Raw genomic sequence first — 23,994 nt, forward strand, 5'->3', positions numbered from 1 at the left:
AGGCGAAAAGGTGTGTTGGAAAGACTGAAATAAGAAACCATCGTCCGTGTGGTTGGTTGAGTTGGAAAAGTGACATGTGCTGATGAGCACCTGTGAACAAAAGATTCCATTGGGAGGATGATAATATGAAGACAACCCCTGAACATGATGGGCGTATGGCAAAAATGACCTTTGCATCGGTATATCCCCACTATGTTGCCAAAATCGAAAAAAAGGGAAGAACCGTTGAAGAACTGCAACAGGTCATTCGGTGGTTGACGGAATTTGAAGAGGAAGAAGTGAAGAATCTCATCGACGAGGAAGTCACCTTCGAAATGTTTTTTCAAAGAGCAAACCTTAATCCCAGGGCGAACCTGATTACAGGTAGCATTTGCGGCTATCGTATCGAAGAAATCGAAAACCCTGTCACCCGGCAGATAAGGTATTTGGACAAACTGGTTGATGAACTGGCGAAGGGAAAAGCAATGGAGAAGATACTACGATAGTCAGGCAAGACATAAAAATTCATCAACGGACTTGACAGTGAAAAAGAAACCGGGTATGATGGTACAAATTTCACACTTCACACCATAAATTCAGTGAAGGGAAAAAGTAAACAGCAACTGGACGCCACAGCGAACCGGGGAAGGTGAAAGCCCGGTGCAGAACAGCCTGTTGAATGGTTCCCGGAGAAGCGCCGCAAAATCAAGGAAAGTAGCGGTCGCCGTCAGCCCCACGTTATCCGGGCAGGGTATCGAAGCCATGGCTTCCGTACCTGTAAGAGTGAGATGGCTGAAGCCGTCTAACATAGGTGGCAACACGGAATCAACGCATTTCGTCCTATCCGGGATGAAGTGCGTTTTTTATTTCCCGGAAAAGCCGCCCATGAGACCTTCACCAGCTAAGATGGGTGGCACCGCGGTGGTTATGAAACACATCGTCCCTGTACAAGGGGATGGTGTGTTTTTTGCGTGGAAGCTTTTCAACAGGGCAAACCGAACAAAGGATAACGGCCAGTATCCAAAAGACAACACAGGAGGTGCAGTCAATGATCACATGGGAAGCTTTTCAGGAAATGGCAACACAGCAAATGGCGAAAGGACAGCGTCGCATCTGCCTGAAAAAAGAAGTTCAGGGCGACATGGAAACCCCCATCAGTCTCTACCAAAAACTGAAGGAGAAGGGAGGTTCTTTTCTGCTGGAAAGTGTGGCCGACGGCGTGCAGCGAGGGCGGTATTCCTATATGGGAAGCTGTCCCACTGCCACATTAAGCAGTCGGGGACGGGAATGGCAGATGGAAGGGATCCCTGATGAAGCTGTGCCTGACGATGGTGCGGTGAAAGACGTCGGTGGGGGACGGCCTTGCTGTCAGTTGAAGAGAAAAGAAGGGCAGAGGCAGGGTAAGGGACAGGGACTTGTATTGGAAAAACTGCAGCAGCTTCTGAATATTCCCCTGGAGGTAGAAAGGCAAACTGAAAATGGGCCAGACTTTACTGGTGGTGCCGTAGGGTTTATGGCCTATGACATGGTGCGTCAATATGAACAGCTGCCGGACAAAACAGAGGATGATCTGGGACTGCCGGAGACCTGCTTTTTATTGGTGGATGAATTGGCTGCCTACGATCATGCCCGCCAAACTATTGTGCTCATGACCAATGTGATGCTGCCGGAAGCACCGGCGACCAGAGAGTCATTGAAAGCAGTTTATGACAATGGGCAACGGCAGTTGGAAAGGCTGGAAGAAAAGGTGCGTCAACCCCTGCCAAGGCATCACCTCATACCGTCAGATGAGCTGCCTGGTTCAGATGCACAGTCAGCCACTGCGCCCCTTCATTCGGCGTCAGGGCCTCGGGTCACCAGCACTGAAACGCTGGAAAGCTTCAGTGAAAAGGTGAAGATAGCCAAGGAGCATATCCGACAGGGAGATATTTTTCAGGTGGTGCTTTCCCAGCGGTACACCATTGAGCCAGCGCCCGACCCCTTTGACACTTACCGGGCCCTGCGCAGTCAAAACCCATCTCCCTATTTGTTTTATCTTGACTTCGATGACTTTCAGCTCACTGGAGCATCACCGGAAATGCTGGTGCAAACCCGGCATCGGCGGGTGGAAACCTGCCCCATTGCCGGCACCCGCCCCCGAGGAAACACACCAGAAGAAGACCAGGCCTATGAGAAAGAGATGCTGGCCGACGAAAAAGAACGGGCAGAGCATCTGATGCTGGTGGACCTGGCGCGCAATGATGTGGGACGGGTGGCTGATTTTGGAAGCGTCACAGTGGCCCCGTACATGGTGGTGAAAAAATTCTCCCATGTGATGCACTTGGTCAGCCAGGTGCAGGGGAAACTGGCACCGGGAAAAGGAGCCTTTGATGCCCTTACCGCCTGCCTGCCTGCAGGCACCCTTTCCGGCGCACCCAAAATTCGGGCCATGGAGATCATCGACCAACTGGAAACCAAACGCAGAGGCCCTTATGGCGGCGCGGTGGGATATGTGGGGTACAACGGCAACATGGACACCTGTATCACCATTCGCAGTGTGGTGTTTCAGGGTGGGAAAGCCCATGTACAGGCGGGTGCAGGCATTGTGGAGGATTCTGTACCGGCGTCTGAGTACGAGGAAAGCCGGCGAAAAGCCGCCAGCCTTTTGGAAATACTATGTGTGGAAGGAGCTTGAGACCCATGATGATTCTCATCGACAATTACGATTCCTTTACTTACAACCTGTATCAGTATTTGGGAGAAATTTCGCCGGATATCAGGGTGATACGTAACGATGCGGTTACCGTGTCAGAACTGGAAGCCATGAACCCTTCTCACCTTATTATTTCACCGGGCCCCGGATTTCCCAAAGATGCAGGCATTTCCATTGAAGCCATCCGGCAGTTAGGCCCGCGCATTCCCACCCTGGGAATCTGTTTGGGCCACCAGGCCATCTGTGAAGCTTTCGGAGGAATAATTGTCCTTGCCAGACATCGGGTGCACGGAAAAACTTCCCAAATTGTTCATCAGCAGACTGGGCTGCTGGCAGGGCTGCCCAGTCCTTTCATTGCCGCCCGGTACCATTCCCTGGTGGCAGATCCGAAAAAAATGCCCCCGGAGTTGCTGGTAACGGCTGAAACAGAGACTGGAGAAATCATGGCAGTGCAGCACCAGCGGTTTCCCATCACCGGGCTTCAGTTCCACCCCGAATCCATCGCCTCAGAACATGGGAAAGCCATTTTGAGGCAATTCATTAACCAGCCGGAGCGCATGAGCCGGCAGGAAGGAGCATCACATGAATCAACTTAAAAATCACACTGCACACTTGTTGAACCACCAGCCTTTGCCAGAGGCCGCCATGACGGAAGCCATGGAGATCATCATGACAGGAGGGACAGATCCGGTGTCAATAGCTGCTTTTTTAACCGCACTGCGCATGAAAGGGGAAACGGTGGCAGAACTGACCGCCGCTGCCCGGGTGCTGCGAGCCAGAGCCTTGCCTCTGCCGGTCAGTTTTTCTGATGCCCTGGATACCTGCGGTACCGGTGGTGACGGAGGTACTACCTTCAATGTGTCCACGGCTGCCGCCCTGGTGGCTGCTGCCGGGGGCGTGAAGGTGATGAAGCATGGCAACCGCGCTGTATCCAGCCGATGTGGCAGTGCCGATGTGCTGGAGGCCCTGGGCATTGCCATTCACCAACAGCCTGAAGCTGCCCGCCAGGCGCTGGAGACAGTGGGGATGACCTTTCTCTTTGCCCCGGACTATCATCAGAGTATGAAGCAGGTGGCAGGCGTACGGAAAACCCTGGGGTTCCGCACCATTTTCAATTTGCTGGGACCCCTGGCAAATCCCGGAAGGCCTGTCTATCAGGTGCTGGGGGTCTATGACCGGCGACTGGTGACTCCCATGGCTCAGGTATTACAGCAGTTGGGAATTCAACGGGGACTGGTGGTTCATGGCAGCGATGGGATGGATGAGCTGACGCTGACAGGCACCAGCTACCTTTGTGAAGTCACCCCGGAAACCCTGACATCCAGCAGTCTTGAGCCGGAAGCGGTGGGGCTGAAACGGTGTGATGCTGAAGTGCTTATCGGGGGAGACACAGCCTTCAATGCCAAGGTGATCGAAGGGGCTTTTTCAAACCAGCGGCCGGAAGCGGCAGATCTCATTGCCCTCAATGCCGGAGCTGCTCTCTATGTGGCAGGCAAAGCCGCCACCTTGGCAACCGGTGTGTTTCAAGCAAAACAGCTGATTCAGAATGGGAGTGCTGCTGCCAAACTGGCGGATCTGAGGAGTTATGAGGCAGCACCTGGAGGGTTCCGGGAGGCGGCGTCATGTTAGATCAAATAGTGGCACATACCCGTCGGCGGGTGGCAGCAGCAGAAGCAGCCAAACCGCTTCATCAGCTGATGAAAGCGTTGGAAGATCAGTCGTCAGCATTCTTTCCCCGAAGCCTTCCCCAGGCTTTTGGTCAACAAGCTGCCATGGCGGTGATTGCAGAAATCAAACGGGCTTCTCCCTCCAAAGGACCTTTAAACATGACACTTGACCCGAAAGAACAGGCAGATTGGTATGAACAAGCAGGGGTAGCGGTGATTTCAGTACTCACAGAACCTGAGCACTTCAAAGGGAGCAACGAAGATCTGGTGCAGGTACGCTGCTGTGTGAAATGTCCCGTACTGCGCAAAGATTTTCTGGTAACGCCATACCAGCTTTATGAAAGTCGCCTGCTCCAGGCAGATGTGGTGCTGCTCATTGCTGCCGCACTCCCCGGGGATCAACTGGCCGCCATGCACCGCCAGGCAGCGGCTCTGGGACTTCAGTGCCTGATGGAAATCCACACCAGGGAAGAAGTGGAACGGGTACTGGCGCTGCCGTTGCAGCGGGAGCGGGACTTCATCGGTATCAACAATCGGAACCTGAAAACCTTCCAGACAAGCCTGGAAACCACCCGTCAGCTGAGGCCTCTTATTCCAGGGGAGTTTATCTGTATCAGTGAGAGCGGCATTTCCACCCCTGATACCGTGGCAGAACTTAAAGAGATGAACATTCAGGGAATATTAGTGGGAGAAGCCCTGGTGACGGCGGCAGATCCCGGGAACGCCCTGAAGCTGCTGGTGGGAACGGGATGATGAAAACTGACCGAAAAATAGCTGTTGTACAGCAAACCGGCAACAAGAAACGATGCAGGAAGTCAACAATGAAAATCGTGTGAAAAGCCATGAAAGGAGAAAACGCAAATGGAGACAGCTGTTAAAATCTGCGGATTAATGAACGAAAAAGTGCTGCCGGTGATAAGAGAAATGAAACCGGAATATGTGGGTTTTGTTTTTGCCCCCAGCCGACGGAGGGTGAGTGTGGCAACAGCCAGGGAACTGATTGTTCAACTGCCTTCAGAAACAGTGCCGGTGGGAGTATTCATGAACGAAACGGTGGCAGCCATGGATGCTGTGGGTCGTCAGGCCGGCCTGAAAATCCTGCAGCTCCATGGCAGTGAATCTGCCGAGACCTGCGCCCAGCTCCGCAGAAAAGGATGGCTGGTTTGGAAGGTCTTTCCAATGGCTTCGCTGGATGATCTGAAAAATTTGAACCAGTATGAAGTGGATGGTTACCTGGTGGATGCAGCAGGAATCGGGGGAGCTGGAGGCACTGGTAAAAGCTTTCCATGGCAATGGCTTGTCGGTGTGTCGCTGTCAAAACCGCTGATTTTGGCAGGCGGTCTTCGGCCGGATAATGTGAGACAGGCCCTGAAAGAAGTGATACCCACGGTGGTGGATGTCAGCAGCGGTGTTGAGATTCGGGGTGAAAAATCACCCCGGCAGATAGGTATCTTTATCAGGAAAGTGAGGAATACCCATGATGAATGAAACATCACCCAGAGAATCGTTTAATGGTTATTTTGGCGAGTTTGGCGGCAGATATGTCCCTGAAACGCTGATGAATGCATTACACGAACTGGAAGCAGGATTGGCGGAAGCACTGGCTGACCCGGATTTTATGACAGAATACCAGGCGCTGCTGCACCAGTATGCCGGGCGGGAAACCCCGCTGTATGAGGCCGATAACTTAACACGGCACCTGAAAGGTGCCCGGATCTTTTTGAAGCGGGAAGACCTGAACCATACCGGTTCTCATAAAATCAACAACGTGATCGGTCAGGCCCTGCTGGCCCGGCGCATGGGCAAAAAAAACATCATCGCAGAAACCGGTGCAGGACAGCATGGGGTGGCCACTGCCACCATTTGCGCCAAAATGGGTCTCAACTGCGAAGTGTTCATGGGCACCGAAGACATTCGCCGCCAGGCAGTGAACGTGGAAAAAATGAAACTGCTGGGGGCAACGGTGACCGGCGTGGATGCCGGCACAGGCACCTTGAAAGATGCCACTAGTGAGGCTATCCGCACATGGGTGGCCCGGGTGGAGGATACCTGCTATATAATCGGTTCGGTGGTGGGGCCGCACCCCTACCCTTACATGGTGCGGGAATTTCAGAAAATCATTGGAGAAGAAACACGGGAGCAGATTCTTCGACAGGCAGGCCGCCTGCCGGAGATGGTGGTGGCCTGTGTGGGTGGCGGTAGCAATGCCATGGGAATCTTTCATGCCTTTGTACCGGAAGAAAAAGTGGCATTGGTGGGGGTGGAGGCAGCAGGATTAGGGCTGCACACCCCTCATCACGCGGCGGCCATCAATGGAGGAAGTGTGGGGGTGATTCATGGCATGCTCACCTATTTGATGCAGGATGAATGTGGCGGCATTGCACCGGTCCATTCCATCTCTGCCGGTTTGGATTATCCCGGTATCGGACCGGAACACGCCCATTTGGCTGGCAGCGGGCGGGTGTGCTACGAGTCTGTCACCGATGACGAAGCACTGACAGCCTTTTGCCTGATGGCAGAAAAAGAAGGAATTATTCCCGCTCTGGAAAGTGCCCACGCCATTGCTTATGCCCTGCGCCAGGCACCTGAAATGCCGCAGGAGGCCATCATGATCATCAACCTTTCCGGGCGGGGAGACAAAGACATGCATACTGTGATGACGGCGACGACAGCCGTCCAGAAAGGGGGCTGCATCCATGAACAACCGCATCGCACACCGTTTTACATCCCTTAAAGAGACCGGCAGAAAAGCCCTGATTCCCTTTGTCACCGCGGGTGACCCCAGTGCCAGTGTCACGCTGGAAATGATCACAGGCCTGGAGGCTGCCGGTGCTGATATTATCGAACTGGGAATGCCCTACTCAGACCCCCTTGCAGACGGCCCCGTCTTGCAGCGGGCAGCTCAGCGGGCTCTGGAAGCGGGCATGACACCCAACGCTTATTTTCATCTGATAAAAGAAGCGCGGCGTCGAACGGAACTCCCCCTGGTGGGGCTGGTTTATGTGAACACCCTGTTTCAATACGGGTGGGAAGCCTTCGGGCAACAGGCGGCGGATGCGGGGATGGACGGTCTCATCATCCCGGATCTTCCCCTGGAATCCCGTTATTACCATGGAAAGCCGCTGACACCGCTGCCAGTGACTGAAATCCGGCTGGTGGCCCCCACTTCAAAGCATCGCATTCAGCAGATCGCAGGCGAAGCCCAGGGCTTTCTCTACTGCATTGCCTCATTGGGAGTCACCGGTGCCCGTCAGGGTTTATCTGAGAATCTGATTCCGTTCATGGAAGAAGTAAGCCGCCACAGTGCCTGCCCCACCGCGCTGGGATTTGGCATTTCTTCGCCGGAAATGATTCAACAGATCCGCTGCCTGGCAGACAGCTTCATTGTGGGCAGTGCCCTGGTGGCAGCCCTGGAGAATGGGATTCAGGCAGAAAAAGGAGTTCAACCGGCGTTGAATTTCATTCGGGAACTGAGAGAGGCTCTGGATAAAGAAACTGGGGAGGTGTAAATTCCAAAAGTCTTCAGACTCAATTGCTTGTTGATGAAGCCCAACAGTGAGGGCTGATTCAATAGAAATAGTCTGCCCTTGAAAGAAAGTCGTTGAACCCTTGCATTTTTTTTCAAAAAAATGCATACTGGTACATAAGACTTTTGACAAGGAGAATCACAAGATGAATCAACGGAAAGCATGGCTCTTGCTTATTCTTTGCAATTTATTCTGGTCGGGTAATTATGTTTTTGGAAAATATGTGGTGGGTGAAATGAGTCCCCTGTTGCTCACCTATCTTCGCTGGGTGCCGGCAACAGCACTGCTGCTGGTTATTGCCCAAAAAATGGAGAAGCCAGACTGGAAGAAAGCGGCGAAATCTTGGCAATTGCTGACGGGTATGGCCATGTCAGGGATCATTGCTTATAACATGATTTTATATACGGCGCTTACGTATACTTCCTCCACCAATGCAGCGGTGGTCAGTGCCTTGAACCCGGCCTTGCTGGTGCTGGTATCAGCGGTGTTACTGCGGGAAAAACTAACACGCATTCAGAGTCTGGGGATCTTTGTGTCGTTTACCGGTGTGCTGGTAATCATCACCGGGGGAAGCCTTGCGCAGCTCATTGCCATGCAAATTAATCAGGGAGACGTGATGATGCTGGGTGCCATTACCGTATGGACCATCTACTCCATCATTGGAAAACGACTGGCCCAGGTGCCCCCCATCACTGCCACGGCCCTGTCTGCCCTCATTGCCATTGTGATCTTAACTCCCTTTGCCGCACCTCAGTTTTTAACCTTGCACCAGTTGCCGCCCATGGCAATTCTTGGTATTATTTACATTTTTCTGTTTCCCTCCGTGGGGTCCTTTATTTTCTGGAATGTGGCGCTACGGGAGATCAATGCCGGGAAGGCAGGCATCTTTTTGAATTTGATCCCCGTCTTTACAGCAGGGATCAATCTCATGCTGGGTGTTCCGGTGACACTGGTGCAAATAACCGGCGGACTACTGGTCTTCATCGGGGTGTATACCACCACTGGATTGCTGGAAAAACGTTTAAGTCGTTTAAGTGAAACGTAAAAAAAGACATGCATATGCATATGCAAATGAACTGAACAAATTCGCCGAACTTTCATCAATATGAGCACTTGCGATATTGTTCACAATCTGATAACCTGATGTAGGTTAGTGCCTGCAGAACATACATGTTCAGGTAGAAAGGTGCTTTAATTGTGCACATCAACGCAAAACAAATCGATTGAAAGACAGGAGCAGTGAAGGATTAATGAAGACCAAAGATGTACAACTGATAGTGATCGTATTGCTGGCAGCCCTGGCGGCGCTGGCGGTGGGACGTTTAATGCTGAACGACCATGATGTCGATGAACATTACGCAGTGATTTATGCCGGGCAGGAGGAATACCAGCGGATTCCTCTTAGTGAACCCCAGACGGTAATCATAGACAAAGACGGCAAGCACAATGAAATCAGAGTATGGGAGGAAGGTGTCGTCATGCATGCGTCCAACTGTGACAGTCAGGACTGCATTCATCAGGGTGAAGTGACACTGGAGAATCTGGAAACCCGTATTTTGGGTGGTTGGATCATTTGCCTTCCCAATGAAATTGCCATCGAACTGGTGAAGGATGAAGGTGAAGATGAATGAAAATGAATACACAAACCATCGCCAGAATGAGCTTGTTGACGGCGGTGGCATTGGTGCTGGGATATTTTGAACGCTTTATTCCCCTGACGGCTACCATGCCGGGTATTAAGCTGGGACTGGGAAACACAGTGTTGCTATATGCCATTTTCATGATGAGTAACCGCCATGCCTTTGGCCTGATGCTGCTGAAAGTTGTTCTCAGCGGATTGCTCTTTGCTGGTCTTGGAGGCGCCATGTACAGTCTTGCAGGAGGACTGCTGAGCCTGGTGGTGATGCTGCTCCTGAAAAGAGTTCAGGGAATGAGTATTCTGGGAATCAGTGTTGCCGGGGCTGTCTTTCATAATGTGGGGCAGTTGGCCATGGCAGCAACGGTGGTGCAGACAAGAAGTCTTGTGCTGTATTTCCCGGTGTTGCTGGTGGCCGGTGTTGTGACGGGGATTATGACGGGCTTGGTGGCTAAGTATGTTCTGAAAGGCCTTCGTGTTAATGCTGCGGCCATGAGAACCCGGGACGCCTCGTAAACAGCCGGCGACTACATCCAGTCTTTTCCGCCATTCTAAGATTTCCTGTTGTCAAAATAAGTGATCTTATCTTGGTAAAATCAAGCCTGCAGAGTCATATCTGCAGGTTTTTCAGTGCAAAGAAAAAAACAGTTGCATCAACAACTAAATAGGCGTATACTACTAATGGTTGTCAATGCAACTGTTGACGTTGACACAGTATCTGTATGGTTTTCATGAGAAAGGATGTGGCACAATGATCCCTGATGAAATGCTTACGGGAAAATATATATCCATGTTGAACCGTCTGGGGCAGACATATCTGGCGGCGAAAATGAAGGCCCATGACATTGGCAGTGGCCAATATTCATTTTTGCTGACGCTATATCATCACGATGGCCTCAGCCAGGAAGCACTTTCAGCGAAACTCTTGATTGACAAGGGAACCACTGCTCGTGCCATCAGCAAGCTTGAAGCAGCAGGATATGTGCGGCGCAAAAAAAACAGGGCAGACAGAAGGGCTTACCATGTATTTCTCACTAACAAAGCACGGGAGCTTCAGCCAGAACTTCATCAGGCAATCATGGAGTGGAATGAGAAAATGCTGGAGGTGCTCTCCCCCGAAGAGCGCCAACAGTTATATGGCATGTTGAAACGAATTTCGGATAACACACTGAAAAACTTGAAAGAATGTGAAAGAACACATAACGCTGAGTAGATTTCGCAAAGTTTCACCAAAGAGAAGGGACTGAAGTGTTTTGAGCCGTAGTCATCAAATGGAACATGAAAAAATGAGTACTATATTACTGAGATTGTCGATTCCTGCAACCATTGCCATGATGGTGAACGCCCTCTACAACATTGTTGACAGTATTTTCATTGGGCAGGGAGTGGGGTATATGGCCATTGGAGGGCTCACTATTGCTTTTCCTGTTCAGATGGGGATCATGGCCATGGCACAAATGATTGGAATTGGAGCTGCTTCAGCAGTTTCCCGATATCTGGGGGCGAAAGACCGGGAAAAAGCCCTTCATGTGGTGGGTAATTCATATATTGCGGTCACGCTTATGGGCGTAATGATCTGTGCACTGGGGCTGATTTTCATAGATCCCATTTTGCGTATTTTTGGAGCCACTGAGTTGCTGATGCCCTACGCGAAGGATTACCTGCAGGTGATTCTTATGGGCAGCCTTTATTTTCCTTTTGTGGTTTCTGCCAATAACCTGATTCGTGCAGAAGGGAATGCACGCGCCGCCATGATTTCCATGCTGGTGGGCACCATTGCCAATATATTTCTGGATTATCTCTTTATTTTTCCCTTGCAGATGGGCATTCGGGGCGCTGCACTGGCCACCATCATCTCCCAGTTTATCTCTCTGGTTTATATACTGGCGTACTTCTATGGAGAGCATAGCAGTCTGAAAGTTCAATGGAAGCATATGAAGCTGAACTGGCAGATTCAAAAAGAAATGATGATGGTGGGATCATCGTCTTTTGCCCGCCAGGCGGCTGGAAGTCTTATGGCCATCGTCCTGAACAACTCTTTGGGCTTTTATGGTGGTGAGCTGGCACTGGCCGTTTACGGTATCATCCAGCGGGTGATCATGTTCCTCTTCATGCCCATGTTTGGCATTGTTCAGGGAATGCAGCCCATTGCCGGCTTTAATTACGGCGCCAAAAGAATGGATCGCGTCAGCGAGGTGGTGCGTCTTTCCATCATAGGGACCACGGCGCTGGCCTTACTCAGCACCATTTTTGGGCAATTGTTTCCTGAAACCATCATCCGACTGTTCAACGATGATCCGGCGTTGCTGGAATACGGCGTGTTGGCCCTTCGTGTGGTCATTGCCATGGTGCCGGTGGTGGGAGTGCAGATCATTGGTGCCGCTCTCTTCCAATCATTGGGGAAAGCTGTTCCAGCCTTGGTGCTGACCCTGTCGCGACAAGTGCTTTTCTTCATTCCGCTGGTGGCTGTTCTTCCCCGGGTCGGTGGTCTGGGCCTCATGGGAATCTGGCTCGCCTTTCCTTTGGCAGACGGCCTTTCCACCATTTTCACCTCCATCTGGATGAAACGGGAAATGAATCGAATGAAAGAGGAGTTGGCGGCATAATACCCATCATAATGGGTATGCTACCAATGAGAGTTGATAATCGGAAATCATTGATAATCTCTGTCTTAAAATGCTTGAGGTAGATGAGTTGCAGGAGGGATCAACGATGAAAAAAATGATGGTGGCCATCGACGGTTCAGAAATATCCCTGAAAGTTCTACAGAAAGCCCGAACCCTGGCAGATAAATTTGGTTCGGAAGTATTGATATTAACAGTGGTGAAAAAGCTGAAGGCCATCCATTATCACACGGGCAGTGATTTTCAACTGAGTGATGAGGTTGACCGGGTCATTGAAGACAGCGCCAGGAAAACACTTGATGGAGCAAAAGAGCAGTTCGAATCTTATGAGGGCAGATATGAAACCCTATTGGCCTACGGAGAACCGGCAGAAGAAATACTGGTGGTGGCAGAACGGGAAAAACCAGACCTGCTGGTAATGGGAAGCCGCGGCCTGAGTGGTTTTGGCCGGGTGATGCTGGGAAGTGTTTCCACAAAAGTGCTTCACCATACAGGGTGCGACATGTTGATTGTAAGATGCGACGATTGAACAAATGAAATGAACAAAACAAAAGCTGAAAGTCCCTGATGAGGGGGCTTTCAGCTTTTTAGCGTTAAGGAAAGGAGTTACTGAAACGTATGGGATATTCGTCGAAATACAAAGTGATGCAACACCCTCTTACTGTGCGTTATCAGTCAATTTCACTGAGCGTGGCATCAACAGCTTCCAGTGTCTGATGAATATGTGAATCGGTATGCAGTACTGAGAGAAACCAGGCTTCAAACTGGGATGCGGGTAAGTAAATGCCCCGTGAAAGCATGCCCCTGAAGAAACGGGCGAATCGCTGGGTATCGCAGGCTGCCGCCGATTCAAAATCGGTGACTTCGCCTTCGGTGAAGAAGAGGCATAGCATGGAGCCTTTTTGATTTACCTGGGCAGGGATGTTATGTTTGTTGATGAGATCCCTCAGGCCCTGAGCAAGCCGGCTGCCCTGTAGATTCAGTTGGTCGTAATAGCCGGGGTTTTCCTGCAGTTTTTTGAGAGTGGCATGGCCTGCAGTCATGGCCAGAGGATTGCCGGAAAGTGTACCAGCCTGATAAACAGGCCCTTCCGGCGCCATGTGATCCATGATGTCTTTTCGGCCGCCAAAGGCACCGACAGGGAGGCCGCCTCCAATGATCTTACTGTAACAGCATAAATCTGGAGTGATGCCATAAAGTGACTGAGCTCCCTGGAAAGCCAGGCGAAAGCCGGTCATTACCTCATCGAAAACCAGCAGGCTGCCGGCTTGACTGGTTAAGGTTCTCAGCAGGTGTGCAAACGACTGGGTCATGGGCACCACACCCATGTTTCCCGCCACCGGTTCCACAATCACCGCAGCAATATCATTTCCATGAGTTTCAAAAATGTTTCTGATCATGGCTTCATCATTGAAACGGGCAGTCAGGGTGTACTGAACCACTCCTTCAGGCACACCCGGGCTACCCGGAATGCCATGGGTGAGCAGACCGGAACCGGCTTTCACCAACAGCGCATCGGAGTGGCCATGATAGTTGCCGTTGAACTTAACGATTTTAGACCTGTTGGTGTAACCCCGGGCCAGTCTTAATGCCGACATAACAGCTTCAGTACCAGAGTTTACCATACGCACTTTTTCCAGAGAAGGAACGGATTCGATCATCAGGGAGGCCAGTTGATTCTCTGCTTCGGTGGGCGCTCCAAAGCTGGTGCCTTTGCCTATCACGTTTTGCAGGGCTGCCACCACATCCGGGTCGGCATGGCCCAGAATCATGGGACCCCAGGAAAGGACATAATCCAGATAGGTATTATTGTCAACATCTGTGATCAAAGGACCGTTACCCTCTCGAATAAAAACCGGATCGGTGCCTACGGCAGAGAAGGCACGCACCGGGCTGTTTACGCCGCCAGGCATGAGGGTTTTGGCCTCCAGAAAAAGCTGTTGTGAGGCGGAATGATTCATTGAGATTCTCCTTTCAGTGCAGGCAATATGTCTTCATGTGATTCGGGTTGGTTCAGCAGGCGATCCAATAGAGCACCGGCAGCTTCTCCCCGGCCTTCAAGACCCTCCTGCTTTAACTGATGAATGGGGGTGCGCCACATTTTTTTTGTCAGACTGAACACAAAAGCGGTGATCTGCTCTTGGTCACGAGGTGTTAAATGAGGCATTTGCTGGAAAAGCTGCTTCAGCTCTCCGGTGGTGAGTGCGTGGGAGTATTCCTGAATGGCCTGAATGCGGGGGAAAACCGGCAGACAGTGCCACCACTCCTCAAACTGTTTCATTGTCTCATTGAGGCGCTGCCGAATCAGGGAGAGATGGCTGTACCGGCGCTCCATTCCTTCCTGGGCAACGGTTTCCAACATGTCAAGATCATACAGCTGAATAGTGGGCTCCTTAGAAAGAGCCGGGTCAATGTCCCGGGGGAGAGCGATGTCTGTCAACAACAGGGGATGCCCCCGGTATTCCCGGAGAAATGCATTTTTCTCGAAAACAATGTGAGGGGCGGCGGTGGCGCTGATCACCCAGTCTACTCCGGCGGCGATACGGTACCGATCCTCATAAGAAACGGGAATCAGCCGTCTGCGTTTTTCCAGATCGCTGAGAATCAGAGACTGTCGGCTGCTCACATAGATCTCTGAAACTGCCGTATCACCGAGATGATTCAGAGCCAGCCGAGCCATCTCGCCTCTTCCGATGACCAGTGCCCGTTTGCCGGAGAGATCAGTGAAAAACTGTTCACCCATTCGAACGGCGATGGAAGCCACAGAGAGGGGGGTCTCAGAGATTTTTGTTTCAGCACGCACTTTTTTTCCCAAAGTAATGCCTTCCTGAAACAATCGGTTCAGCACTTTATTGGTTGCCTGAAAATCCCTGGCGTTGAACCAGGCTTCCTTCACCTGTCCAAGAATCTGGTCTTCGCCCAATACCAGCGAGTTAAGGCCACAACAAGTTTCGAAAAAATGGCTGACAGCCTCTCGGCTTGTCAGAGTCTGACAGTAGGGGGACAATTCATCCTTCGAAAAATGGAAGAAATCCAGATAAAACTGAAAAAGGGTGGTGGCAGCTGCTGAAAGATCCGAGACATGGCAAATCAGCTGGCTGCGGTTACAGGTGGATAAAATGACACCGCCCTCAATGCACTGACTTTGAAGCAGGCGGGCATACGCTTGCTCCATTTCTGAAGAACGAAAAGCAGCCCGTTCCCGAATGGTTAATGGCGTTTTTTGGTAATGCAATCCGAAAATAATCAGGTTCATAGGCAGCATCCTTTGTGGATTTCTGATGAAACAGAGTCAATAAACACACTTCCCATGATAGCAGAAGTTTCCCTGCTTCACAAGGTGATGCAACAGGAGGAAAAATGAATGTTTCTTGAGGTGGCGCGGCATTCTACCAGAAAATACAAAGCATGACATGATCACAGAGTATCCATCATTTAAAAAAGCAAAGCCTTGACAATGAAGCAAGGAGTATGATAAAGTTTTGATTACGATAATGATAATCGTTATCACGTTATACAGGCGAGGAGGATGTATATGGCGCTGACAAAAGAACAATGCTGGTGGCAGATGTGCGATGAAAGCAGAGAGAAAGAGTGTTCTCAGACCAGCCTAAGTCATCATCATGTTTTTTTGCGATGGATGGCAGATAAACTTGCACCAGTACTTTTGGGTGCTAAAACTGCAGAGTTGCTGTGTTTTCGACTGACTGCCGAAGAGCAGCTTCGTCACCTCAGCAGCATTACCGCACTTCTTGACCAGAGTGATAAGGTGGGTTATCGCACTTTTAAAACCGTCAATGGACGATACAGAGTACTTTTTTACCATTATCACAGTCTTCAGAACATGAAGGATGACCATCGTAATCAACGTTTCTTGCTGCAACGGGGGTATGTGGTGAATGACACATTGGAGAAACTGCTTGATCAGTTGGTTGATCATATGGAAAACGGGACATTACCTCATGAAATCGGTTTATTTTTAGGTTATCCATTGAAAGATGTTATGGGATTTATTGGACATCCTTCACTGAAACTCACAAAGGTGACAGGGTGGCGCGTATATGGTGACCCTGAGCCTTCAGACCGGCGATATCGGTTGATTCAGGAAGCCAGAAAGCAAATACAGCTTCAAATGGAAAGGCTGGACCCCTGCGGTGTTATACAAGCCGCCTGCTGACGGTAACACATGAACCATTCACATATAAGGAGGCAGTACATATGAAAAAAGTGGCAGTGGTTTACTGGACAGGATCAGGCAATACAGAACAAATGGCACAGGCCGTTGCAGAAGGTGTCACAGCAGGCGGCGGCGAGGCGGTGCTGCTGAATGTGTCAGATGCAAGCCCTGAAGATGTGTGGAAGGCCGATGCAGCTGCACTTGGTTGCCCTTCAATGGGTGCCGAAGTGCTGGAAGAAGGCGAGATGGAACCTTTTGTGGAAACACTGGCGGGTGGCGAACTAACGGGGAAACCCATGGCACTGTTCGGCTCCTATGATTGGGGTAACGGTGAATGGATGCACGATTGGGAAGAACGTATGAAAGCAGCTGGAGTCCAACTGGTGGATGACGGTCTGATTACCCGGCTGAACCCTGATGATGAAGCTCTTGAAAACTGCCGTGCCCTGGGGAAGCGACTGGCAAAATAATGCTGACCTGAGTTTTTCTTGCATGAAAACAAAGACAAAATGATGAAATGCCCCCTCAGAAAACCCGGTTGTTGGAAATGCACACATGCTATCCGACAAGTGGGTTTTCTTTTGTGTTTAAAACAACTATGAATGGATATTCATCTAATACTGGATGGCATGATGTCTTTGTCATTTCGATAGGATGAAAGGGGCGTTTGATAATGGATGTCAGAATGGATGAAACCACGTATGAATACTTGCGAAAAAAAGGCGGTAAGCTAACCATGGAGCTGATGGTACCGGCGGGCTGTTGTGGGGGAACAATGATTCCGAATCTGATCTTTAACAAGCCAAAGGATACCTCGAAGTTCATGGAGCTCCCCTATCACGACATTACCCTTTTTGTAAGCCCTGTCATGACTTTTCGGGATAATGTGGTGGAAGTGAAGCTGACGAAAAAGATGCTTCTGAAAGATCTGGAACTGCCCACACTGAAACTCATGTAACGAAAAGCACCTACTGTTAACCGGCAGGTGCTGAGGTTGAAGACCAAGGGCTTTGGCCCGGCCAGCTGATTCCAATCTTGTGTGTTTTTAATCGAAAGTCTCGAAAACAGCGCCTGAACTCGCTACGCTCAAACAGCAGGCGCTGGCGGTTTTCTCCCCTTTTCGAAAAAACACTGACAAGATTTCCAAGGCTGTCCTTTACCAAAACCCTTGTCTTCATCTTTTTTTGTCTACAGTCTGAGCACCTGCTGATAACCGGCAGGTGCTTTTCTTAAGAAAATGAAAAAAGGTTAATCATACTGGCAGTGATAATGTCCGTCTTCATAAAAGCACCGGTACTGCCAGCGCTTTCTTCTTATAAAGGGGATGACAAGCACGCCGAAAAGAAATCCGCCGATATGAGCCCACCAGGCAATGCCGCCGCCATTCATGGGGGCAAACAGTGTGAAAACTCCTGAAAAAACCTGGGAAATAAACCAAAAACCGATAAACAACAGTGCTGGAACCTGAAAAAACAGCGGGATAAAGAAAATGGGCACCAGTGTTGTAATGCGGGCCAGAGGAAACATGATCATATAAGCACCCATCACAGCCGCTATGGCGCCGGAAGCACCAATGGTAGGCAGGGTGGAAGCGGGCTGAAACAGAAAATGAACCAGCGATGCCGCCACGCCGCCTGTCAGATAAAAGAGAAAAAATCTGAAATGTCCCACGGTGTCTTCCACATTATCACCAAAAAGCCACAGGCTCCACAGATTACTGATGAGATGAAGCCAACTGCCATGTAGAAACAGGCTGGTGACCAATGGCACCACCTGAAGCGCTACGGGAAACCCGGTGCCGGGTACCAGCATGCGATTAAAATCTGCTGGTATAAAGCCATAATTCAGCACCAGAGAGGAAAGTGCTTCCGGCGACAGTGAGAGTTGATAACGAAAAGCCAGCAAGTTGATGGCAATCAGCAACCAGGTCATCCAGGGGACACTGCGGCTTGGAACATCGTCACGGAGGGGGATCATGGCACATCATCCTTTGCAGTGTTGTCGATTCATTCCAGTGGGCGCACAAAATTGGTCATCACTTTGCGGACCAGCGGCGGTGGTTCGATCACGGTGCTGCCGTGATCTTTCAGTTTAAGCAGCCATGCCATGTTTTGACCAAGCACCTGCATAATCTGAACCCCTTCGGCGTCTTCAAGCACTTCGCCAGGGCGGGCTCCGTGAATCACATTCCAATAATTGGAAGTGGGTATCAGCATCTCTGAATACAGCAGGTAGCTGTTCAACTGTTGGAAGGCAGGCAGCCCTCCTGAACGCCGAACTGTTGCCAGCGCAGCCCCCACCTTATGGCGAAAAAGACTGCGGTTCATGCCGGCCACATAGAAGGCTCGGTCAAGAAAAGCTTTCATGGTGGCACCCAGGGCTGCATAATGAACCGGTGAACCCAGCAAAATACCGTCAGCCTCTTTGATCAACTGAATCCATTCATTGACAGGATCATTGGGAAGCACGCATTTTTCATCCCGGTTCTTGAGACACTGATTACAGGCAGTACATCCCCGAATCATGTGACTGCCGACCTGAACTATCTGGGTTTCGATTCCCTGATTTTCAACCTCTTCCAAAACCAGTCCCAGTGCCTGGAAGGTATTTCCCCTGGGATTTGGACTTCCATTAAACGCAACGACCTTCATGGGTAAAAACTCCTTTCCATTTAGCTGTTTCTTACCATTTACTCATACCACTAAACCTAACATGATAAGCAGGAAAAGTAACCAACACAAGCAAAACAGCACTGTTCTCACAGGGACAGTGCTGTTTTGAAGGATGAATACTAACCCACCATGGAGTTTCGGTAATTTTGGTTGATGCTGATGGTTTTATTCTTGACCAGCTTGCTGAAAAGCACCACCAGTTCGGGATCAAACTGTGTGCCGGCATTGCGTTCAATTTCATGTAACGCTTCATGAATGCCCATTCCCCGGTGATAAGGCCTGTCGGAGGTCATGGCATCAAAGGTATCGGCTATGGCCAGGCAGCGGGCCAGCAAGGGTGTGTTCTCTCCCTGAGTTCCCCGGGGATACCCTTTGCCATCCCAGCGTTCGTGGTGGCCGATAACAGCCGGAAGCACATAGGTGAGGGAAGGCAGATGTTTGACGATGGTAATGGACATCTCAACATGTTTTCGGATCACTTCCAGTTCATCGCGAATGAGCGGTCCGGTTTTATTTAAGATTTGCTCTGGAATTCCAATTTTACCGATGTCGTGGAGCAGGGCTGCTTCTTTCAGAATCATTAAATGAGAAGGGTCAAGGTTTAGCGATTTTCCCAGAGTGACAGCATACTCCGCCACTCGCTGGGAGTGCCCAAAGGTGTACTGGTCTTTGGCATCGATGGCAGCAGTAAGGGCGTAAATGGTGGCGGCGTAGGAGGGTTCAGCATCGAAGTTACCCCCGGGCGGGTTCTTGGAAAGTGAAGACGGGTTTGTTGCCGATGCAGGCGTATAAATAACCGTTTGATTTTTCCCTTTGTTTTTGGCGGTATACATGGCAAAATCGGCACGCTTCAGCAGTTCATCACCATTGGGAGCGGATCGGGGGTAGGTGCAGATACCAACACTGGCAGTTAAAAACTGCTGGGTCACATCGTCGGAGTTCATAAAGGTTTGCTGTATTTCGAGGCGAATTCTTTCTGCCAGCTCATAGGCCTGTTGTGTGGGATGATGGGGAAGCAGAACGGTAAATTCCTCACCGCCATAGCGGGAGACAATGCCCCTGGTGCCCACCAGCTGGGTAAGAATCGCTGCAATCTGCTGCAGGGCTCTGTCGCCATCAAAATGGCCATAAAGGTCATTGTAAAGCTTGAAGTAATCCAGATCGATGAGCAGCAGCGATAAGTCTCCGGAACCAACCTGCTCAATCTGTTCAGTCAGTGACCGGCAAAAAAAACGGTGGTTGTACAGTTTGGTCAGGCTGTCGGTGTGCGCTTCTGCCTGAGCAGCTGCATACAGCCGGGCATTATCAAAGGCCACCCCGGTGGAAGTACCCAGATAAGTGAGTAGGTCCAGATCATCCGGCTGGTAGGGGCGGTTATCCTCTTTGCTGGAAAGCAAAATCATTCCGGTGAGTTCATTACGGCTTTTTACAGGAACAATGACTTCAATGTCCAGTTGATCCAAAAGGCGTTTTTCCTGATCCCACATAGACTTAAAATAGGGCAGTGACTTCATGGCCTGACTGGTCAGGCTGGTTTCGTTTTTTCGAAACCAGACGGGTAGTGGATGATTGGTTTCAAGGGTTAGCTCCGGGTGATAAATATGAGAAGACGAATGGAAAACATCATAAGTCTGCGAATGTTCGCTATAGGTCATCACAAATATTTTGCGTGTTCGCAGTACAGACTGAACTGCGTCGGTGAGAGACTCGCAGATTTTTTCAAGGCTTAAAACGCCTGAAATGGTGAGACTGAAATTTTTCAAAGCCTGGCGACGTGAGTAATCCGCTTTTTGAAAGATGAGACTCACCACTTTTCGGGAAAGAATGATCAGCGGCTGGAAGGTGGCTGCAATGAGCATGATGAGCATTAAAGTGATGAGGGTGCTGTGGTTGCCGGAAAAGAGGGTGAAACGACGGTCAACCCATAACAGGCCTTGCAGATAAACAGTGATAAGAGCAGCGATAACAGCAAAAAAGGCCAGTCCTCTGGTGATCATGAAACGCAGCTCCAGCATGCGGTACTTGTAGATGGCCACCACCAGTAACAGGGCGTTGATAAAAGTGGCCAGAATATCCAGGGGATAACGGCCCAGCATGGGCACCAGGTTGAGGACGACACCGACAAACATGATGATGGTTCCGGTGACCACCAGTCGAATGGAACCGACGGGAGCTGTGCCTGCCTGAGATGCTTTGCGGGCCTGCAACAGCACGGAAAAAATGGTCAGAAAAAAGAGGATATAAACTGGAATTGCCAGGGGTCCCAGTTCATAGGTGAGTTCCCGATAGAGGGCGGGCTGCTGATGAATGAAAATGGGAGTGCTGATGATGGCTGCTTCCTCTACCACCATGCCACTGAAGTTGGCTGCCAAAGCAGCGGTCAGGGCAATGCCCGCAACAAAAAGAGGAAGCTTCCGCAGGCGCCCTCCCAAGACTGAAACAAACACATGAATAAGAAATGGCACGAAAAACATACCGGTCACCATGATTCGATTCCAGAAAAGAGAACCGGGAGACAAGTCCATTCGCATGAACAATGCAGAAGCCGTCCAGAGGATAAGGGCCCCCAGTACCAACATAAACGTTTTTATGTACCTGTCTTTGGTTGACAGCACCAGAAAGAGCATCAGCAGGCAGTAGCTGACCAATGCGATGATGGGCACTCCCCAGAATAAAAACTGGCTTAAAGGCATGTACTCACCTGCTTTCTATCGACTGTCATTCGCCAGTTTGTTAATTTCTATCACATCAAAATGAGACGGATTCATTCGTCTCAGTTTACGATTGAACTTCAGCTTGTACCGTTTGATGGTGCCCCCGGGTAAAATGGTCACCACCAGTGGATCGATTCCCAGCAATGCCTTCAAATCCTTGTAATCCGCATCGACATAACGAAAATAGATGGCCAGATGATCCTTGATAATTTCCCTGGAAACAGCGTAACTGTTGCTCTCTTCATGAAGTTCCAGATACAAATGGAAAAAAGAGCGATCCTGTTCATCAAAATCCTTCACGGCAAACCATTCGCCAATCTGAAGCCGTGACAACTCAAAGGCCTTCAGGATGGTCTTTTCAGAGATGCGGGTGAAGCCTGAAATATCAATAACATGGGGGTCGCGGTCCACATAAGTGAAGTGAGGCAGCATGACACCCTGCTCTGGGTTCTTCACACGCAGGCACCGAAAGACATCACCCACCCGATAACGGGCAAATGCGCCACCTTTTAAGCTGCTGATCACCAGTTCATACTCTTCTCCAGCTCGAAGCTCATCCATCAAATAGGTACGGGGGATATAGTCGGGGTCCTGAAAATCCCGATCCATTTCTGAACGGGGAATAAACTCGTAAAAACAGACATCGGGAAAGAAAACCAAACCGTCCCGGGCCCATGTTTCACTGGCGATACAGGTGGGCTCTGTGCCACCGAAGATTTCAAGGGGTTTGATACCCCAATAGGCTTCGATTTGCGGTTTGAAAGAGGCGGTGTCGGTACCGGCGCAAATCAGGCCTTTCAGCTGCCACAGATCTTTGGGAAGGATGCCTCGCTTCTGCTTCTTGCTGCGCAGCCATCCACGAAGCAGTCGAAAAGTAGCCCGGGGAGAACGACCCAAAAAACCCGTCTTCTCAGGGTTGCTTTTTTTCTCAGCCAACAGGCGGCTGATGACCATGATGACACTGCTAAGGCCAAAAAAAAGATCCACACCCTGGCTGAGGCCCATCTTCATCCCCACTTTGTTTCGCTGGCCGAAACTCATGGCTTCAGCCTCTTTTGTGGGCGGAAGAAAGTGAACGGTCAACTCATCAGAAATCATATGGGGGACAATTCCTGTCAGATACGGCAGAGGTGCCATTCCATAAAGGAACTTTTCGCCGCTGCGAAGGCTGAAGTCCCCGCGTTTTCGGCTGGTTGCCAATATCATGCAGGTGATGAAAGTGCCCTTATGACACTGAATCATACTTTCAGTGTAGGGTGCCAGTTTAATTGGGTTGGTGCCGCCTTCCCAGGTTGTTTGAATCCATAGCAGCGGCTTGGAGGGCATGGCATTTTCCGCTTTGGCCAGCAGCAGATCTGCATAATTGTCATATGTTGTCAGCGGGACGGTGCGGCGAAACGCCTCCACAGTTTCGGGAGGGTGGTCACCCATAATCCGACGCCCCAGTTCACAGTTGCCATATAGCCCGATTTGCTCCATGAGGAGGCGCTTTTGAATGTCCATGAACTCATCAATGGTAAGGTCAAGAAAGCCGCAGTATTCCTGCCAAATCTCTTCATAGCGTTTTTCTTTAAGCTTTCTGTCCAGATTCATCCCATCGGCCCTCTCTAAATGTATCAATACACAGTTTTAAACTGGCGGTGGTGGGCATCAGAAACGGAGTTTGCTTCTGGTAGGCACCATAGCCTGGAAAACTGCGGGGGAACAGCCAGTTGTCCTGAATAGATACGTGGATGATGTCCATGATCGTCCAGATCATACCTGCAACCAGAATGAAATGAACCCCTGAAGCAAGCCAGAGAAAAAAGTAAAACACTCCAAAGCCCAGAACACCTGGATGACGGCAAAGAGCAAAAGCGCCTGAAGTGATAACCAGCGACTGAAGCTCCCCATGAAGGTAGGTGGCCTGGAATGGTAATGCCCAGAATAGCGCGTAGAACTGCCAGGTAAATCCTGCCACCATCATGACTCCGCACATCCCACGCAGAATGGGTGACAGATGGAAGGCGGCTTCTGCTGTCATCAGAATACCTGCAGTGGCGGCAATCACCAGAAAAATGCCGAGAAAAAATGTTCCGTGAAAAATGCGATGAACAAAATATAGTTTATGCAGGTCAAAAAGAGTGAAAAAAAGGAAGGCAACACATCCCAAAGCGATAAAAATCATTTCCAGATCGGTCACCTCCATAAGCTGAGTTGTTAATATACAGACAGGTACCAGCACCATTATATACCCAGCATTTCAATGTTGCAAGACTATTTCGAATAAAACTTGATGAAGTTGTCATCATTTTTAGAAAAGTGAG

24 protein-coding genes and 1 other annotated feature are annotated in these 23,994 nt (G+C 50.2%); of the genes, 17 read left to right on the top strand and 7 right to left on the bottom strand.

Features of this window, described 5'->3' with window-relative positions; all coding sequences use genetic code 11:
- Window positions 1-125 precede the first annotated feature (125 nt).
- The 14 genes from AAIG11_RS05810 to AAIG11_RS05875 all read left to right on the top strand — a co-directional run bounded on the left by AAIG11_RS05810 (window position 126) and on the right by AAIG11_RS05875 (window position 12,654).
- A complete protein-coding gene (locus AAIG11_RS05810) occupies window positions 126-485 on the top strand; it encodes a DUF2200 domain-containing protein (protein WP_343185294.1) in 360 nt (119 codons plus the stop codon).
- Between the two features lie 84 nt (window positions 486-569).
- Window positions 570-825 (top strand) — a binding site (T-box leader).
- Between the two features lie 202 nt (window positions 826-1,027).
- Window positions 1,028-2,653, top strand: coding sequence for an anthranilate synthase component I (trpE, locus tag AAIG11_RS05815; protein ID WP_343185295.1), 1,626 nt, complete (start codon window positions 1,028-1,030; stop codon window positions 2,651-2,653).
- Between the two features lie 5 nt (window positions 2,654-2,658).
- On the top strand, window positions 2,659-3,267 hold the full coding sequence (locus tag AAIG11_RS05820; RefSeq protein WP_343185296.1) for an anthranilate synthase component II: 609 nt from the start codon (window positions 2,659-2,661) through the stop codon (window positions 3,265-3,267).
- Window positions 3,254-4,300, top strand: coding sequence for an anthranilate phosphoribosyltransferase (gene trpD / locus AAIG11_RS05825; protein ID WP_343185297.1), 1,047 nt, complete (start codon window positions 3,254-3,256; stop codon window positions 4,298-4,300). The genes AAIG11_RS05820 and trpD overlap by 14 nt, the downstream gene beginning before the upstream one ends.
- Window positions 4,294-5,091: an indole-3-glycerol phosphate synthase TrpC gene (trpC, locus tag AAIG11_RS05830; RefSeq protein WP_343185298.1), complete on the top strand. Its 798-nt coding sequence runs from the start codon at window positions 4,294-4,296 to the stop codon at window positions 5,089-5,091. The genes trpD and trpC overlap by 7 nt, the downstream gene beginning before the upstream one ends.
- A 108-nt stretch (window positions 5,092-5,199) precedes the next feature.
- Entirely contained in the window at window positions 5,200-5,826 is a 627-nt protein-coding gene (locus AAIG11_RS05835; protein WP_343185299.1) for a phosphoribosylanthranilate isomerase, read from the top strand.
- Window positions 5,819-7,072: a tryptophan synthase subunit beta gene (gene trpB, locus AAIG11_RS05840; RefSeq protein WP_343185374.1), complete on the top strand. Its 1,254-nt coding sequence runs from the start codon at window positions 5,819-5,821 to the stop codon at window positions 7,070-7,072. The genes AAIG11_RS05835 and trpB overlap by 8 nt, the downstream gene beginning before the upstream one ends.
- Window positions 7,035-7,847, top strand: coding sequence for a tryptophan synthase subunit alpha (trpA, locus tag AAIG11_RS05845; protein WP_343185300.1), 813 nt, complete (start codon window positions 7,035-7,037; stop codon window positions 7,845-7,847). Before trpB ends, trpA begins: the two co-directional genes overlap by 38 nt.
- 163 nt (window positions 7,848-8,010) lie before the next feature.
- Complete coding sequence (locus AAIG11_RS05850) at window positions 8,011-8,910, top strand: DMT family transporter (RefSeq protein WP_343185301.1); 900 nt, start codon at window positions 8,011-8,013, stop codon at window positions 8,908-8,910.
- A 205-nt stretch (window positions 8,911-9,115) separates the two neighbouring features.
- Window positions 9,116-9,496: a NusG domain II-containing protein gene (locus AAIG11_RS05855; protein ID WP_343185302.1), complete on the top strand. Its 381-nt coding sequence runs from the start codon at window positions 9,116-9,118 to the stop codon at window positions 9,494-9,496.
- The gene (locus AAIG11_RS05860) at window positions 9,493-10,017 is read left to right on the top strand and encodes a Gx transporter family protein (RefSeq protein WP_343185303.1); all 525 of its coding nucleotides are present in this window, start codon (window positions 9,493-9,495) and stop codon (window positions 10,015-10,017) included. Before AAIG11_RS05855 ends, AAIG11_RS05860 begins: the two co-directional genes overlap by 4 nt.
- A 235-nt stretch (window positions 10,018-10,252) precedes the next feature.
- Window positions 10,253-10,714, top strand: a complete 462-nt coding sequence (locus AAIG11_RS05865; protein ID WP_343185304.1) for a MarR family winged helix-turn-helix transcriptional regulator — start codon at window positions 10,253-10,255, stop codon at window positions 10,712-10,714.
- 58 nt (window positions 10,715-10,772) lie between these two features.
- Window positions 10,773-12,107, top strand: a complete 1,335-nt coding sequence (locus AAIG11_RS05870) for an MATE family efflux transporter (RefSeq protein ID WP_343185305.1) — start codon at window positions 10,773-10,775, stop codon at window positions 12,105-12,107.
- Between the two features lie 106 nt (window positions 12,108-12,213).
- Complete coding sequence (locus AAIG11_RS05875) at window positions 12,214-12,654, top strand: universal stress protein (protein ID WP_343185306.1); 441 nt, start codon at window positions 12,214-12,216, stop codon at window positions 12,652-12,654.
- 142 nt (window positions 12,655-12,796) lie between these two features.
- On the opposite strand, the gene hemL is transcribed toward AAIG11_RS05875, so the two are convergent.
- Together hemL and hemA are read right to left on the bottom strand one after the other, a co-directional pair.
- A complete protein-coding gene (gene hemL / locus AAIG11_RS05880; protein WP_425499409.1) occupies window positions 12,797-14,092 on the bottom strand; it encodes a glutamate-1-semialdehyde 2,1-aminomutase in 1,296 nt (431 codons plus the stop codon).
- Window positions 14,083-15,381, bottom strand: coding sequence for a glutamyl-tRNA reductase (gene hemA / locus AAIG11_RS05885; protein ID WP_343185308.1), 1,299 nt, complete (start codon window positions 15,379-15,381; stop codon window positions 14,083-14,085). The genes hemL and hemA overlap by 10 nt, the downstream gene beginning before the upstream one ends.
- A 279-nt stretch (window positions 15,382-15,660) precedes the next feature.
- Here hemA and AAIG11_RS05890 point away from each other — a divergent pair, with 279 nt between their 5' ends.
- The 3 genes from AAIG11_RS05890 (at window position 15,661) to AAIG11_RS05900 (ending at window position 17,260) form a co-directional block, all read left to right on the top strand.
- Window positions 15,661-16,302, top strand: coding sequence for a DUF3793 family protein (locus AAIG11_RS05890; protein WP_343185309.1), 642 nt, complete (start codon window positions 15,661-15,663; stop codon window positions 16,300-16,302).
- 41 nt (window positions 16,303-16,343) lie between these two features.
- The gene (locus AAIG11_RS05895) at window positions 16,344-16,772 is read left to right on the top strand and encodes a flavodoxin (RefSeq protein WP_343185310.1); all 429 of its coding nucleotides are present in this window, start codon (window positions 16,344-16,346) and stop codon (window positions 16,770-16,772) included.
- Window positions 16,773-16,975: 203 nt separating this feature from the next.
- Complete coding sequence (locus AAIG11_RS05900) at window positions 16,976-17,260, top strand: CC/Se motif family (seleno)protein (protein WP_343185311.1); 285 nt, start codon at window positions 16,976-16,978, stop codon at window positions 17,258-17,260.
- Window positions 17,261-17,550: 290 nt separating this feature from the next.
- On the opposite strand, the gene AAIG11_RS05905 is transcribed toward AAIG11_RS05900, so the two are convergent.
- The 5 genes from AAIG11_RS05905 to AAIG11_RS05925 all read right to left on the bottom strand — a co-directional run bounded on the left by AAIG11_RS05905 (window position 17,551) and on the right by AAIG11_RS05925 (window position 23,876).
- Window positions 17,551-18,279 carry a rhomboid family intramembrane serine protease gene (locus AAIG11_RS05905; RefSeq protein ID WP_343185312.1) on the bottom strand — a complete coding sequence of 243 codons (729 nt, stop codon included), beginning with the start codon at window positions 18,277-18,279 and terminating at the stop codon, window positions 17,551-17,553.
- 29 nt (window positions 18,280-18,308) lie between these two features.
- Window positions 18,309-18,953, bottom strand: a complete 645-nt coding sequence (locus AAIG11_RS05910) for a flavodoxin family protein (protein WP_343185313.1) — start codon at window positions 18,951-18,953, stop codon at window positions 18,309-18,311.
- Window positions 18,954-19,093: 140 nt separating this feature from the next.
- A complete protein-coding gene (locus tag AAIG11_RS05915) occupies window positions 19,094-21,667 on the bottom strand; it encodes a diguanylate cyclase domain-containing protein (protein WP_343185314.1) in 2,574 nt (857 codons plus the stop codon).
- 15 nt (window positions 21,668-21,682) lie between these two features.
- The gene (locus tag AAIG11_RS05920) at window positions 21,683-23,281 is read right to left on the bottom strand and encodes a GH3 family acyl-acid amido synthetase (RefSeq protein WP_343185315.1); all 1,599 of its coding nucleotides are present in this window, start codon (window positions 23,279-23,281) and stop codon (window positions 21,683-21,685) included.
- Entirely contained in the window at window positions 23,259-23,876 is a 618-nt protein-coding gene (locus AAIG11_RS05925; protein WP_343185316.1) for a methyltransferase family protein, read from the bottom strand. The genes AAIG11_RS05920 and AAIG11_RS05925 overlap by 23 nt, the downstream gene beginning before the upstream one ends.
- Between the last annotated feature and the right edge of the window lie 118 nt (window positions 23,877-23,994).

It is taken from the genome of Anoxynatronum sibiricum, assembly GCF_039414295.1.
In the GTDB taxonomy this organism is placed as follows: domain Bacteria; phylum Bacillota; class Clostridia; order Peptostreptococcales; family Tindalliaceae; genus Anoxynatronum; species Anoxynatronum sibiricum.

Bases quoted from the DNA above. Each gene is read 5' to 3' on its own strand.
- AAIG11_RS05810 (WP_343185294.1), top strand. From the start codon at position 126: ATGAAGACAACCCCTGAACATGATGGGCGTATGGCAAAAATGACCTTT.
- trpE (WP_343185295.1), top strand. From the start codon at position 1,028: ATGATCACATGGGAAGCTTTTCAGGAAATGGCAACACAGCAAATGGCG.
- AAIG11_RS05820 (WP_343185296.1), top strand. From the start codon at position 2,659: ATGATGATTCTCATCGACAATTACGATTCCTTTACTTACAACCTGTAT.
- trpD (WP_343185297.1), top strand. From the start codon at position 3,254: ATGAATCAACTTAAAAATCACACTGCACACTTGTTGAACCACCAGCCT.
- trpC (WP_343185298.1), top strand. From the start codon at position 4,294: ATGTTAGATCAAATAGTGGCACATACCCGTCGGCGGGTGGCAGCAGCA.
- AAIG11_RS05835 (WP_343185299.1), top strand. From the start codon at position 5,200: ATGGAGACAGCTGTTAAAATCTGCGGATTAATGAACGAAAAAGTGCTG.
- trpB (WP_343185374.1), top strand. From the start codon at position 5,819: ATGAATGAAACATCACCCAGAGAATCGTTTAATGGTTATTTTGGCGAG.
- trpA (WP_343185300.1), top strand. From the start codon at position 7,035: ATGAACAACCGCATCGCACACCGTTTTACATCCCTTAAAGAGACCGGC.
- AAIG11_RS05850 (WP_343185301.1), top strand. From the start codon at position 8,011: ATGAATCAACGGAAAGCATGGCTCTTGCTTATTCTTTGCAATTTATTC.
- AAIG11_RS05855 (WP_343185302.1), top strand. From the start codon at position 9,116: ATGAAGACCAAAGATGTACAACTGATAGTGATCGTATTGCTGGCAGCC.
- AAIG11_RS05860 (WP_343185303.1), top strand. From the start codon at position 9,493: ATGAAAATGAATACACAAACCATCGCCAGAATGAGCTTGTTGACGGCG.
- AAIG11_RS05865 (WP_343185304.1), top strand. From the start codon at position 10,253: ATGATCCCTGATGAAATGCTTACGGGAAAATATATATCCATGTTGAAC.
- AAIG11_RS05870 (WP_343185305.1), top strand. From the start codon at position 10,773: ATGGAACATGAAAAAATGAGTACTATATTACTGAGATTGTCGATTCCT.
- AAIG11_RS05875 (WP_343185306.1), top strand. From the start codon at position 12,214: ATGAAAAAAATGATGGTGGCCATCGACGGTTCAGAAATATCCCTGAAA.
- hemA (WP_343185308.1), bottom strand. From the start codon at position 15,381: ATGAACCTGATTATTTTCGGATTGCATTACCAAAAAACGCCATTAACC.
- AAIG11_RS05890 (WP_343185309.1), top strand. From the start codon at position 15,661: ATGGCGCTGACAAAAGAACAATGCTGGTGGCAGATGTGCGATGAAAGC.
- AAIG11_RS05895 (WP_343185310.1), top strand. From the start codon at position 16,344: ATGAAAAAAGTGGCAGTGGTTTACTGGACAGGATCAGGCAATACAGAA.
- AAIG11_RS05900 (WP_343185311.1), top strand. From the start codon at position 16,976: ATGGATGTCAGAATGGATGAAACCACGTATGAATACTTGCGAAAAAAA.
- AAIG11_RS05905 (WP_343185312.1), bottom strand. From the start codon at position 18,279: ATGATCCCCCTCCGTGACGATGTTCCAAGCCGCAGTGTCCCCTGGATG.
- AAIG11_RS05910 (WP_343185313.1), bottom strand. From the start codon at position 18,953: ATGAAGGTCGTTGCGTTTAATGGAAGTCCAAATCCCAGGGGAAATACC.
- AAIG11_RS05915 (WP_343185314.1), bottom strand. From the start codon at position 21,667: ATGCCTTTAAGCCAGTTTTTATTCTGGGGAGTGCCCATCATCGCATTG.
- AAIG11_RS05920 (WP_343185315.1), bottom strand. From the start codon at position 23,281: ATGAATCTGGACAGAAAGCTTAAAGAAAAACGCTATGAAGAGATTTGG.
- AAIG11_RS05925 (WP_343185316.1), bottom strand. From the start codon at position 23,876: ATGGAGGTGACCGATCTGGAAATGATTTTTATCGCTTTGGGATGTGTT.